Here is a 12372-nt window from a genome sequence, read left to right as displayed (position 1 = left end):
GCGAACCTGATGTCTTCTATCGAGATAAGGAGTTGCAGCATGACAATCGGACTGTTCCATACCCGCATCATCGTCGCCAACCCTGTGATCGGGGGGCCGGTGCTGACCCTCGATCTGCTGGTCAACACGCCGCAGAAGAAAGTCAGCGGCGTGGCCCGGGTGACTCAGAGCACCTCGCCACCGGTGCACTTTCTCGCGGATGTCTGGGGCGACTACTCCCAGGTCAAACTGGACCCCTCCAGTGAGGGCCATATCATCCTCAACCTGGCCGGCAACCCCAGCGGGCCCACCAGCCAGATCGCCGAGACTTTCCATCTGCAGGGCATTCTCGGCCTCGACTGGGCCAGCGGTTTCGCCAGTTATCGCTACCAGTACCAGGGCCATTGGCATGTGGTCCAGCATGCCGCCGTGAGCCAGGCGCCCGTGGATCAAGCGGCCAACGCCGAGCTGGCGCCCAAGGACAATCAGCGGCACCTGTATCCGCAGCCGCTGTATGCCGTGGCGCTGCAGCAGGCCCAGAGCAGCGGCGATCTGGCGCGGCTCAAGGCGCTGGTGGCCCAGGGCGAGCAGCAGCTGGCCAACAGTGACAACCTGAGCCAGGCGGTGCAGCAGTTGCAGGCGGAAATCAGCCGCCTGGAACGTCGCTGAGTAAAGGCACCCGGGGCCGGCCGACAACGGGCGGCCCCGGGTTGCGCTAAACCGATCGCGCCATTGCCACACAAGGAAGGCGCGCCTATTTCGATGGGTTGGTGCCGCGTACCGCTGGGTACGCAAGGATCTTTCATGTCAGACAGTCTCCCCGCCCGCTTCCTCAGCGAAACCGACCTCAAGCGCTATGTACCGGTGCACGTGGTCTGGGAAATCACCCTCGCCTGCGACCTGAAATGCCTGCATTGCGGCTCGCGCGCGGGCCATCGGCGCCCCGGCGAGCTGAACACCCAGGAATGCCTGTCGGTGATCGACTCGATCGCCGCCCTGGGCACCCGGGAGGTGACCCTGATCGGTGGCGAAGCCTATTTGCGCAAGGACTGGACGCGGCTGATCCAGGCCATTCACGACCACGGCATGTACGTGGCGATCCAGACCGGCGGGCGCAACCTGACCCCGGCCAAGATGCAGGCCGCGGTGGACGCCGGGCTCAACGGCGTCGGCGTGTCCCTGGACGGCCTGGCGCCGCTGCATGACGCGGTGCGCAACGTGCCCGGCTCCTTCGACAAGGCCCTGGACACCCTGCGCCGGGCCAAGCAGGCCGGGCTCAAGGTCAGCGTCAACACGCAGATCGGCGCCGCCACCCTGCCCGACCTGCCGGCCCTGATGGAGCTGATCATCGACGCCGGCGCCAGTCACTGGCAGATCCAGTTGACGGTGGCCATGGGCAACGCCGTGGATCATCCCGAGCTGCTGTTGCAGCCCTACCAGCTGCTGGAGGTGATGCCGCTGCTGGCACGCCTGTACCGCGAAGGCAGCGAGCGCGGGCTGCTGATGAATGTGGGCAACAACATCGGCTACTACGGCCCCTACGAACACATGTGGCGCGGCTTCGGCGACGACCGCGTGCACTGGAGCGGCTGCGCCGCCGGGCAGACGGTGCTGGCCCTGGAGGCCGATGGCACAGTCAAGGGCTGCCCGTCCCTGGCCACCGTGGGCTTCTCCGGCGGCAACGTGCGCAGCATGAGCCTGCACGATATCTGGCACTACAGCGAAGGCATCCATTTCGGCCGCCTGCGCTCGGTGGACGACCTCTGGGGCTACTGCCGCAGCTGCTACTACAACGATGTCTGCCGCGGCGGCTGCACCTGGACCTCGCACTCGCTGCTGGGCAAGCCGGGCAACAACCCCTACTGCCACTACCGGACCCTGGAGTTGCAGAAGAAAGGCCTACGCGAACGCATCGTCAAGCTTGAAGAAGCCGGCCCGGCATCCTTTTCCGTGGGACGCTTCGACCTGATCACCGAACGCATCGACACCGGCGAAGCGGTGTCCAGCGTCAGCGACAGCGGCCAGGTGATCAAGCTGGCCTGGATCAACCAGGGCCAGGCCTCTCCCGAGGAAGGCCGGATCCCGCCGCGCCTGGCCCTGTGTCGCGGGTGCCTGCAGTACATCCATGCCCATGAGAGCACTTGCCCCCACTGCAACGCCGATGTCGCCGAGGCCGAGGCCCGGCACCAGGAAGACCGACTGCGCCAGCAGGCGCTGATCAATACCCTGCACCAGTTGCTCGGCCTGCCCCAGGAACAGCCGCGCCTGTAGCCCGGCCTTGTCCCCAGCCGCACCGGAGTCGGTGCGGCTGGTGCTAAGCCCTGTGCATGTCATGGAAAAAACGTCTAAAAAAACTTCCCGTGCACGGCCGATTGGGGCTTTGCTATGGAAGGTCTTCCGGCAGGCCCTGGCGCCCGTCGGTTCCTCCGGGGCATTGCCCTGACTGACGCCTGCGAGCGGGAGCAGCAGATGAAAATCAACCCCTACCTGGTCTTCAACGGCGACTGCCGGGCCGCCTTCACCTTCTATGCCCAATGCCTGAACGGCACCCTGGAAATGATGATGACCTTCGGCGAAAGCCCGGCTCGCGAGCATCTCTCGGCCGACTGTCACGAACGCATCATGCACACCCGACTGAGTGTCGGCGGCCAGCTGCTGATGGGCTCGGACACCACCCCCGAACTGCCCTACCAGGGCATCCACGGCTGCTCGATTTCCCTCAACATCGACAGCGCCAGCGAAGCCGAACGGGTGTTCGCCGCCCTGGCACACCAGGGCACCGTGCAGATGCCCCTGGAGGCGACCTTCTGGGCCGAGCGCTTCGGCATGCTGGTGGACCGTTTCGGCGTGCCGTGGATGGTCAACTGCGAGAAGAGCCAGTAACCCCACGACCGCTGCCCGGCGTTGCGCCGAGTCGGCCACAACCGGGAGCGGGTACGCCAATGCACGGCGATGCGCGGAACCGCAGCGGTGCAATGGCCTCCCTGAGCAAGCCCTGGAAGATCGCGGCGGGCGTCGCGGCCTAGGCGTGCACATCGACCCCGATGCGCGCCTGCAGCCAATCCTGGTAGGCCGCGACACTGTCGGTGGCCTGGCTGCCGTTTTTTGCGCTGACGCTCTGTCCGTCCAGCCGTCCGCTCGCCATCAGGTACTGCAGGCCCTTGAGCACATGGGCCGCGTCGCTCTTGTTCAGGCCCTGCACATCGGGCAGTGCGACGCTGTTGTTTTCCGTGTCGAAGCTTGCCCAGCTGGGGTTGGCCCGGTGGTAGGCGGTCATGTTGGCCAGGCTGCGCTCCGATTCGGCAAAGGTCGCGTCGAGCTGCGCCTGGATCTGCGGCGTGGCGTTGGCGACCTGGATCTTCGCCGAGGTCAGGGTGCCGCTCTCCAGAGACTGTCTGAGGGCCACACCGTAAGGCTGTGAAGAAAAAGTGCTTCCTATCATGTCGTTACTCCCTGGTTGGTCAGCTCGGCAGAGCAAAAGCCGGGCCAACAGGTTCCAGGCAGGCCGAGCAAGGCCCGGGAAGTACCGCGCGGGCAGCGTTGTGGCAGGCCCTTGCCGAGACTGGCAACGCCTTGCCTCTGGCGCCACAATGCCGCATTCGGGACAAGCACAAGCCTGCCGGACCAGGGGCTCTCCCGAGCGTTTTCCAGCTCTGCCCAAGCAAGCGCAGATGACGCAGTGGGCAGATTTTGCGCAGTTCATCAAACGGCCACCAAAACCCTGTACTAGGATACGAGGCGACCCTTTGTCGATCCGCTTGAACAGGAGGTAAATCAACCACCCGCCAAACTCGTTGCTATAAGGCAACCTGCCTAGAAAAACTTCACATTCATGGATGAAATGATGAACTCACAAGTACTGTTTCCACACATTGGCAAGGTCATCGCCAGCACCGGTAGCCGCAGTTTTCCGCGCATGCTGCACGACCTGATACTCACCCAACTGGCTGTGGACGCCACCCATATCACCCAGTTGCGGGCCGACCCGGAGCACCCCGCCGCCCGAACCGAGCAGGCCGGCGTGCCGGCCCGGCATCCGTTGTACAGCGACCTCATCGACGTTGACGACCCGCTGCTACAGGCCGGATTCCCCGAGCAGCCCCTGGAGTCCATCATCGTCGCGCCCCCTCAGCACCGCCGCGACCAGGACGCCCCGGCGCAGCTGCACCTGACCGGCCGCAAAGACTCGTACCACTACGTGCTTTCGGTGTATCGCAGCGGCCAGGCCGAACGCTTTTCCCAGCAGGAACGCCTGCTGCTCGAGGACATCTCGCCGCTGTTGCTGCCCATGGTGGAAAAACACATCAGCGCCCTGCAACCGCGCGGCACCTCGCCGGAGCAGGACAGCGCCGCCATCGAGGGCCTGGAAACCCTGCGCCAGCGCTTTGCCGAGCGCCTGGCACAAACCGGCTTGCGCCTGTCCAACCGTGAGATGGAGGTCTGTGTCGGGCTGCTGGCCGGGCGCACCGCGCCGCAATTGGCCGAGCAGTTCCAGCTCAAGGTCAATACGGTGGAGAGCTACCTCAAGCGTGCAGCCATCAAGCTGGGCATCAGCGGCCGGCATTCCCTGCTGCGCTGGATGTACTCCCCCGAGGACACCCCGGTCGACAGCTCGCCGGCCTGATCCTGCGCCCGTTCCATCCCCAGCCCCGCCGGCCCTGAAAGCCGGCGGGGCCTTTTGCCCCGTCCAGCACCGGCTCACCCTTCACGGGCGATGCCCGGCACCAGCGACATGGCCAAGGACGCAAAGCGATCCGCGCCAAGCCGGTCCGCCCCCCGCGGCCAGGCTCTCAGTCCCGGGCCAGGGCCTCGATCGGGTCCAGCCGCGCGGCGTTGCGCGCCGGCACGAAGCCGAAGACGATGCCGATCAGGGTCGAACAGGCGAACGCGGTAATGATCGAGCCCATGGAAAACACCATCTCCCATTCCTTGATGAACAGGGTGAACAGGTAGCCGATGGCGAAGGACAAGGCGATGCCGATGGCCCCGCCGATCAGGCAGACCATCACCGCCTCCACCAGGAACTGCTGGCGGATGTCCGATTGCCGCGCCCCCACCGCCATGCGGATGCCGATCTCCCGGGTTCGCTCGGTGACCGACACCAACATGATGTTCATCACCCCGATGCCGCCCACCACCAGGGAAATCACCGCGATCAACGACAGCAGCAGGGCCAGGGAACGGCTGGTGCGCTGCACCGTCTGCATGATGCTGTCGAGGTTGTTGGTGAAGAAGTCCTTGGTGCCGTGGCGCTGCTCCATCAGCTTTTTCACATGTTCTTCCACCACCTTGCTCGGCTGGCCGTCCTTGATCCGCACGCTGATGCTGTCCAGGTGGCGCTGGCCGAGCACCCGCCCGGCCGCGGTCTCGTAGGGCACCCAGACGTTGAGCAGGTTGCTGGCGGCGAACATGTTCTTGTTCTCCCGGGTCACGCCGATCACCGTGCACGGCAGGTTGCCCACCAGGATCACCTGGCCCAGGGGGTCCACGTCGGCGCCGAACAGGCGGTTGCGGGTGTTGTGGTCGATGACCACCACCTGGGCCTGGCGCCGGGCATCGTTCTCGCTGAAGGAAATGCCGCTCGCCAGCTTGATGTCGCGCACCTGGAAGTACAGGTGGCTGACGCCGTTGACCGTGGCGTTGAGGTCGATGTTGCCGTAGCGCAGCAACAGGCTGCGGCCGACCATCGGCGTGGCACTGTCGACGTAGTACAGCTGGTTCAGGGCCGCCACGTCGGCGGGCATCAGGGTCTGGATCGCCGCCGCCCGGCTGTCGCCGAAGCTGGTCCCGGGAAAGATGTCGATGGTGTTGCTGCCGATGGCCTGGATGTCCTTGAGCACGTAGCGCTTGGCGCCCTCGCCGATGGCCACGATGGACACCACCGAGGTGATGCCGATGACGATCCCGAGCATGGTCAGCAAGGTGCGCATGCGGTGCGAGACCAGTGCCACCCAGGCCATCACGAAGGCTTCCTTGAACAGCCCCAGGCTGGCCACCAGGCGTCGCGCACCGGCCGGCCGCGCGGTCACCGGCGGCTCGCTCGGCGCCTCGTCGGCCGGACGCTGGTTGGCCTGGTCGCTGACGATCTCGCCGTCGCGCACCTCGATGATGCGCTGGGCGTTGGCCGCCACCTTGGGGTCGTGGGTGACGATGATCACTGTGTGCCCGGCGGCGTGCAGTTCCTGGAGGATGCGCATCACCTCCTTGCCGCTGCTGGTGTCCAGGGCCCCGGTGGGTTCGTCGGCGAGGATCACCTCGCCGCCATTCATCAGCGCCCGGGCGATGCTCACCCGCTGCTGCTGGCCCCCCGACAGCTGGTTGGGCCGGTGGCTCAGGTGCCCGGACAGGCCCAGGCGTGCCAGCAGTTCCCGGGCCCGGCCATGGCGCCTGACTTGCGGGGTGCCGGCATAGATCGCCGGCATCTCGACGTTGTGCATCGCGCTCAGGTGCGGCAACAGGTGGTAGCGCTGGAAGATGAAGCCGAAGTAGTCGCGGCGCAGCTCCGCCAGGGCCTGGTCATCGAGGTCGCGGGTTTCCCGGCCGTTGACCTTGTAGCTACCGGCGGTGGCGTAGTCCAGGCAACCGAGGATGTTCATCAGGGTCGACTTGCCGGACCCCGAGGCCCCGGTGATCGCCACCATTTCCCCGGCCTGGATGCTCAGGTTGATGTTCTTCAGGGCCAGGAACTCTCGCTCCCCGGCAATGAAACTGCGGCTGATGCCAATGAGTTCCAACAGTGGCTGGGTCATGCTCAGGCCCCTGCCGTGCCGGGCACCGGATCACCGATCACCACCTTGTCACCCTCGGCCAGGCCGTCCTTGATCTGCACCTTGACGTTGTTGTTGATCCCGGTGCTGACGTTGCGCGCCTGGGCATGGCCCTTGGCGTCCAGCACCCGCACCGCGAAGCTGCCGTCGGCGTTGCGCGGGCCCAGGGCGGCCACGGGCACCATCAGCACGTCCTTGGCGGTGTCGAGGACGATGCGCACCTGGGCGGTCATGGAGATGCGCAGCCGGTGGTCCGGGTTGGGCACATCGAACAAGGCGTTGTAGAACACCGCGGTGTTCTGCTTGGGGGTGCCGGTGGTCTGGGTCTCGAGAAAGTTCTGCGGCGCCGGTTCAGTGCCCCGCAGCTTGGCGTAGTAACGCTTCTCGGCCTCGCCGAGGATGGTGAAATACACCTGCTGGCCCGGGGCGATGTGGATCACGTCGGCTTCCGAGACCTGGGCCTTGACGGTCATGGTGTCCAGGTCCGCCAGCTTCAGCAGCACCGGCGCCAGCTGGTTGGCGATCACCGTCTGGCCTTCCTGGGTCACCACCCCCACCACGTCGCCGTCGATGGGCGCGATGATACGGGTGTAGGCCAGGTTGACCTTGGCCGTGTCGATCTGGATATGGGCACTCTTGATCTGCGCATCCAGGGACAGCAGGTTGGCCCGCTGCACCTCGTAGTTGGACTCGGCGGTCTCGTAATCCTGCTGGGAAATCGAGGCGTCCGACTGCAGGTCACGGTAACGCTCGTAGATCGCCTTGGTCTCCTTGAGCTGGGCCGCGGTGGCGCGGCGCTTGGCCTGCAGGTTCTCCTCGTCGACCTGGGCCTGGCGCAAGGTGTTCTGCAACACCAGCGGATCGATTTCCGCCAGCCACTGGCCCTTCTTCACCTTGTCGCCGACCTTGACCTTGAGGGACTTCAACTGCCCCGAGACCTGGGCCCCGACATCCACCTGCTTGATGCCCTCCAGCAGGCCGGAGGCCAGGACCGCGTTCTCGATATCCCCCCGCTCGACCTTGGCCGTCAGGTACTGCGGCGCCTGCGCCGGGGCCTGCACCGTATAGAAAATCAACCCGGCCACAACCACCAGCAACAGCCCCATACCGATTTTGCGAAACTTCGACTTTTCCATAGATGACCACAAGTGCGTTGAGGGTGGGCTCCACCGGCCAGCGGCAAGCCCCTTGCGAAACACCGTGCTGCCGTTGTGAGCGGTGTTCCAGATGAATGAAACGGCTGCCTCAGCCGGTGGCGGGCACCTCGCCCGCCACCGTCCCCGACACCCCGGGACTCATGACACGACCTCCCCCTGGGGCAGCGACAGACCGTCGTGCCACCAGGCCGCCAAGTGATAGACGTTGGGCGCCTTGAGCAGGCTGAAATGGTTGCCCGGGCCATACCAGACCTGCAGCTCCGTGGCCTGCCGGCGCCAACCGTGGATCATCCCCTGCTGTTCGCGGCGGTTGCCGGCAGCGTCCAGGCTCGGGTCGTCCGCCAGCACCAGGCGCACCTTGCCCCGGTAGCCATCCCGGGGCTGGTAGCGGGTGCGCAAGGCGGTGGCAAAGGTCCGCGCCGGGCCGTGCATGGCCCGAGGATCGGCACGCTGGGAGAGCAAGCCGACCCGCACCATGCCGGCGTGCAGCAGGTGCATCTGCAGGGCATCGTCCTGCGCCGCGAACTGCTCGGGGTCGATGCCCAGGCTCTGCCCTGCGGCCAGTTGCATCGACTCGATCAAGCGCTGCAGGGCCTGGGTGGTGGTGTAGGGCCGCCCCACCACCCCGTTGCCGCCGGGGGCTTCGCTGTCGATCAGGGTCAGGGACGCCACCTCGCGGCCGGCGGCCTGCAGCAGCCCGGCCATCTCGAACGCCACCCAGCCGCCGAAGGAATGACCGATCAGGTGCAAGGGCCCGGCCGGGTATTCCTCTTCCAGCGCCTGCAGGTAATGCCGGGCGGCGACCTCGACCTGGCCGTGGGGCACGCCGCTGCCGTCCAGGCCCCGGGCCTGCAGCCCGAGGATCGGCCACTCGGCCCCCAGGGCCTCGGTCAGGCCGATGAAGCCGGTGATGCTGTCACCGGCCCCGGGCACGCAGAAGATCGGGGTCTGCCCGCTGCGCCCGGTCTGGATCCGCAGCAACGGCTGATGCCGCGGCGCACGCACCGCGCAGGCGCTGCGAGCGTGCTCCAGGGCCTGGCTCATGGCCTCGCCCAACGCCTGGATATGGGGCGCCTTCATCATGCTCAGGTGGTCCCCGGGCACGCTGATGCAGTGCAGGTTGTGCCCCGGCAGCACCTCGCCCCAACCCAGGGTCGGGCTGCGCCGGGACAGCTCGGTAGGCCGCTGCGCGGCGCAGAACAGATGCACCGGCATCTCGAGCGGATGCAGGCAGTAATGGGCCAGGGCATGCCCGTGGGCCACCTCGCGGTCCAGGTAATGCCAGAGCTGATCGGGGGCTGCGCTCGCCAGTTGCTCGAACAAAAGGCCCTGTTCACGGCAGCGTTGCAGCAGGCCGTGGAAGTCCAGGTGGTCGAGGTCCTGCTGCAGCTGTTCCAGGGCCGCCAGGCGCTCAACGCCGGCGGCGCCCTGGGCACTCCAGAACGCCTGGCACTGCAACAGCAGGTGCTGCTGGAGGGCATGCTCCCCGGACCAGCGCGCCTTGCCCTGGTCGGTCAGGCGTGGCACGTAGCTGTCGATCAGGCCAAGGAACTCCACCTGCTCATCCAGCCCCAGCAATTGCTGGGCGATCTCGTAGGCCAGCACGCCACCGAAGGACCAGCCGGCCAGGCGGTACGGCCCTTGTGGCTGCAGCTCGCGCATCACCTGGAGCAAGCGTGTGGCCAGGCATTCCAGGGTGCGCAACTGCGGCTGCCCGACCGCCACGCCCGGCAGGCCGTAGATCGGGAAGTCGCCTGCCAGGTGCTGCCCCAGCGCCGGGAAATACACATCCAGGCCGGTGAACTCGTGCACCAGGAACAACGCCGGCCCGGCGCCGCCGCTGCGTACCGCAATCCATTGCTCCGGGCGTTCCGGCGCGGCCGCACGCTCACTCAACAGACGAGCCATGGCCGCCACACTGGGGTGCTGGAACAGCTCCGCCAGGGTCACGTCGAACCCGGTCTGTTGCAGCCGGTTGACCAGTTGGATCGCCAGCAGCGAATGCCCGCCCTGCTCGAAGAAATGAGTGTGGCGGCCCACCTCGGGCAGTTTCAGGACCTCGGCCCAGAGTGGCGCCAGGCTCTGTTCCAAAGGCGTTTGCGCAGCCTCGTCGGCCACGCTGACCTGGGCCTGCGCCGTCGGTGCCGGCAGGGCCTTGCGGTCCAGCTTGCCGTTGTTGGTCAGGGGCAAGGCGTCGAGGCGGACATAGGCCAGGGGCACCATGTACTCCGGCAAGCGCTCCTGCAGGTGCGTGCGCAAGTCCTCAAGGGCCGGCTCCGCTACCTGTTGCTGCAAGGTGTAGTAGGCCACCAGGCGCTTGTCCCCGGGGGTGTCTTCACGTACCTGCAGCACTCCGTCGCGCAGGCCGGGGAAGCTGGCCAGGTGCACTTCGATTTCCCCCGGTTCGATGCGAAAGCCGCGGATCTTCACTTGCTCGTCATTGCGTCCGATGCACTCCAGCAGGCCGTTCTCCAGCCAGCGGCCCAGATCGCCGGTGCGGTACATCAAGGCCGCGGGCTCGGGGCTGAAGGGGTCGGCGAGAAACTTCTCGGCGCTGAGTTCGGGACGGTTGAAGTAGCCCAGCGCCACGCCCTGGCCACCGATGTACAGCTCCCCCACCACACCGATGGGCACGGGCTGGCCCAGGGCGTCCAGAACGTACACCCGGGTGTTGGACAATGGCCGGCCGATGGGCACGCTGTCGGCATCGGCAGGCAGTTCGCCGGGCTCGTGGGTCACGGCGAAGGTGGTGGTTTCGGTTGGCCCGTAGCCATTGACCAGGCGCAGCTGCGGCGCCTCGGCCCGCATCCGCCGGAACGCCGTGGGGTCGGCCCGCTCGCCGCCGCACAGGAGCATCCGCAGGCCCTTGAAGGCCTGGGGAATCAACTGCACGTACTGGTTGAACAGGCTGGTGGTGAGGAACAGCAGCGTGGCCCCGGAGCTCGCCAGCAACTGGCCGAAGGCTGCCGGGTCGAGCAGGGTTGCTGGGTCCACCACCACAACCCGCCCGCCATTGAGCAGTGGCCCCCAGACGTCCATGGTGCTGGCGTCGAAGGCCGGGTTGGAGGCGAACGCCACCCGGTCCTCGGGGTTGAAGTCGGCATAGCCGTTGTTGATCACCAACCGGGTAATGGCCCGATGGGGCACCAGCACCCCCTTGGGCGTGCCGGTGGAGCCCGAGGTGTACATGAGGTAGGCCACCGTCTCGGACGACTGCACAAGGCTCGGGTTGTGACCGGGCAGGCGATCGAAGCGCAGCCGGTCCAGGTCGACCTGCGGCGTAGCGCTGGCCAGCGCCTCGCCACTGTGCCCCAGAATCATCGTCGCCTGACTGTCCTCGAGCAAAAAGCGCAGGCGCTCTGGCGGGGCCTTGATATCCAGGGGCACATAGGCCGCGGCGCACTTGCTGACGGCCAACTGGCTCACCAGCAGGTCCAGGCAGCGCGGCAACAGCAAGGCCACATGGTCCCCAGGTTGCACGCCCAGCCCCAGCAGGTGGTGGGCCAACTGGTTGGCCCGGGCATTGAGCTGCAGGTAGCTCAATTGCTCTGCGCCATGGACCGCCGCCACGGCGTGCGGATGGGCCAGCACCTGCTCCTCGAAACGCTGGTGCAGGGTCTGCCGGCGCGGGTAGTCGCGCAGCGTCGCGTTGAAGCCCTCCAGCACCTGCCGGCGTTCGGCCGGCGGCAGTACCGCCACCGTGCCAATGGCCTGTTGCGGGTCCTGCTCCAGGGCCTGCAGCAGGTTCTCCAGGGTGCACTGCAGGTAGTCGCACAGCCGCCGGGCATCGATCCCGGCCGCCACCGCCGTGAGCATGAAGCCGTCCCCCAGGTCGTCGATGCTCAGGGTCAGCGGGTAGTTGCTGCGCTCCTGGGCATTGAGCAGTTGCACACCTTCCCAGGCACTGTCCGAGGCTCCTGCCGCCGCGGCTGCGCTGTGGCGGTAGTTGAGCAGGCTGCTGAACAGCGGCGTGCCCGGCTCCACGGCGCTGCAACGCTGCACCAGGGCCAGGGGCGCCTGTTCATGGCCGAGCAATTGCGCCAGGCGTTCATGGGTGGCCAGCAGCGCCTCGCGCACCGTTATCTCCCCCAGGTCCACCCGCAGCGGCAAGGTGTTGATGAACACCCCCAGGGCCCGTTCGGCGCCCTCGCCGCCCTGCATCCTTCCCAGCAGCACGGTGCCGAACACCACCCGCTGCTGCGCCGACAGGCTGCCCAGGACCCGAGCCCAGGCCAGGTGCATCAGGCTCGCAGCGCTGACCCCCAACTGCCGCGCCTGCAACCGCAGGCGCCGGCCCAGCAGGCGGTCCACGGCCTGGCGCGCCTCGTTGACCACGGCCTGGGTGCCCTGCACTTCCTGCAGGCCCAGGGGCAGGGTCGGCTGGTCGATATCACCGAGCATTTCACGGAAGAACGCCGCATGTTCCTCTTCACCGATGCCCAGGCGAGCCTGGGCCACGTAGTTGCGAT

General features: G+C 66.8%; 8 protein-coding genes (1 of these 8 cut by a window edge). 4 read left to right on the top strand and 4 right to left on the bottom strand.

Features of this window, described 5'->3' with window-relative positions:
* The first annotated feature begins 39 nt into the window (after nt 1–39).
* The 3 genes from ACZ5BO_RS12780 to ACZ5BO_RS12770 all read left to right on the top strand — a co-directional run bounded on the left by ACZ5BO_RS12780 (nt 40) and on the right by ACZ5BO_RS12770 (nt 2862).
* Nucleotides 40–648, top strand: a complete 609-nt coding sequence (locus ACZ5BO_RS12780) for a DUF1842 domain-containing protein (RefSeq protein WP_025130123.1) — start codon at nt 40–42, stop codon at nt 646–648.
* 135 nt (nt 649–783) lie between these two features.
* Nucleotides 784–2250: a GDL motif peptide-associated radical SAM/SPASM maturase gene (locus ACZ5BO_RS12775; protein ID WP_464700170.1), complete on the top strand. Its 1467-nt coding sequence runs from the start codon at nt 784–786 to the stop codon at nt 2248–2250.
* 198 nt (nt 2251–2448) lie between these two features.
* Nucleotides 2449–2862, top strand: a complete 414-nt coding sequence (locus tag ACZ5BO_RS12770) for a VOC family protein (protein ID WP_025130125.1) — start codon at nt 2449–2451, stop codon at nt 2860–2862.
* A 139-nt stretch (nt 2863–3001) separates the two neighbouring features.
* Here ACZ5BO_RS12770 and ACZ5BO_RS12765 read toward each other — a convergent pair whose 3' ends face one another.
* A complete protein-coding gene (locus ACZ5BO_RS12765) occupies nt 3002–3421 on the bottom strand; it encodes a hypothetical protein (RefSeq protein ID WP_464700168.1) in 420 nt (139 codons plus the stop codon).
* 402 nt (nt 3422–3823) lie between these two features.
* On the opposite strand from ACZ5BO_RS12765, the gene ACZ5BO_RS12760 reads away from it, so the two are divergent.
* Complete coding sequence (locus ACZ5BO_RS12760) at nt 3824–4603, top strand: helix-turn-helix transcriptional regulator (protein ID WP_025130127.1); 780 nt, start codon at nt 3824–3826, stop codon at nt 4601–4603.
* A gap of 166 nt (nt 4604–4769) precedes the next feature.
* Here ACZ5BO_RS12760 and ACZ5BO_RS12755 read toward each other — a convergent pair whose 3' ends face one another.
* The 3 genes from ACZ5BO_RS12755 to ACZ5BO_RS12745 all read right to left on the bottom strand — a co-directional run.
* Nucleotides 4770–6728 carry a MacB family efflux pump subunit gene (locus ACZ5BO_RS12755; protein ID WP_464700166.1) on the bottom strand — a complete coding sequence of 653 codons (1959 nt, stop codon included), beginning with the start codon at nt 6726–6728 and terminating at the stop codon, nt 4770–4772.
* 2 nt (nt 6729–6730) lie between these two features.
* Nucleotides 6731–7882 (bottom strand): macrolide transporter subunit MacA, encoded by a 1152-nt coding sequence (macA, locus tag ACZ5BO_RS12750; protein ID WP_025130129.1) that lies wholly within the window; start codon nt 7880–7882, stop codon nt 6731–6733.
* Nucleotides 7883–8041: 159 nt separating this feature from the next.
* Nucleotides 8042–12372: the end of an amino acid adenylation domain-containing protein gene (locus tag ACZ5BO_RS12745; protein WP_464700164.1), read on the bottom strand. It continues 10360 nt past the right edge of the window; 4331 of the gene's 14691 nt are visible here — the last part of the coding sequence; its start codon lies beyond the right edge, outside the window; it ends in the stop codon at nt 8042–8044.

The sequence above is a fragment of the Pseudomonas sp. FFPRI_1 genome (assembly GCF_055384485.1).
Note: the sequence above shows the minus strand (reverse complement) of the source record. Positions and strands in the feature narration are given on the sequence as shown.

What these genes read in the sequence shown, in the direction of transcription:
- ACZ5BO_RS12780 (WP_025130123.1), top strand. Translation starts at nt 40, where the DNA reads ATGACAATCGGACTGTTCCATACCCGCATCATCGTCGCCAACCCTGTG.
- ACZ5BO_RS12775 (WP_464700170.1), top strand. Translation starts at nt 784, where the DNA reads ATGTCAGACAGTCTCCCCGCCCGCTTCCTCAGCGAAACCGACCTCAAG.
- ACZ5BO_RS12770 (WP_025130125.1), top strand. Translation starts at nt 2,449, where the DNA reads ATGAAAATCAACCCCTACCTGGTCTTCAACGGCGACTGCCGGGCCGCC.
- ACZ5BO_RS12765 (WP_464700168.1), bottom strand. Translation starts at nt 3,421, where the DNA reads ATGATAGGAAGCACTTTTTCTTCACAGCCTTACGGTGTGGCCCTCAGA.
- ACZ5BO_RS12760 (WP_025130127.1), top strand. Translation starts at nt 3,824, where the DNA reads ATGAACTCACAAGTACTGTTTCCACACATTGGCAAGGTCATCGCCAGC.
- ACZ5BO_RS12755 (WP_464700166.1), bottom strand. Translation starts at nt 6,728, where the DNA reads ATGACCCAGCCACTGTTGGAACTCATTGGCATCAGCCGCAGTTTCATT.
- macA (WP_025130129.1), bottom strand. Translation starts at nt 7,882, where the DNA reads ATGGAAAAGTCGAAGTTTCGCAAAATCGGTATGGGGCTGTTGCTGGTG.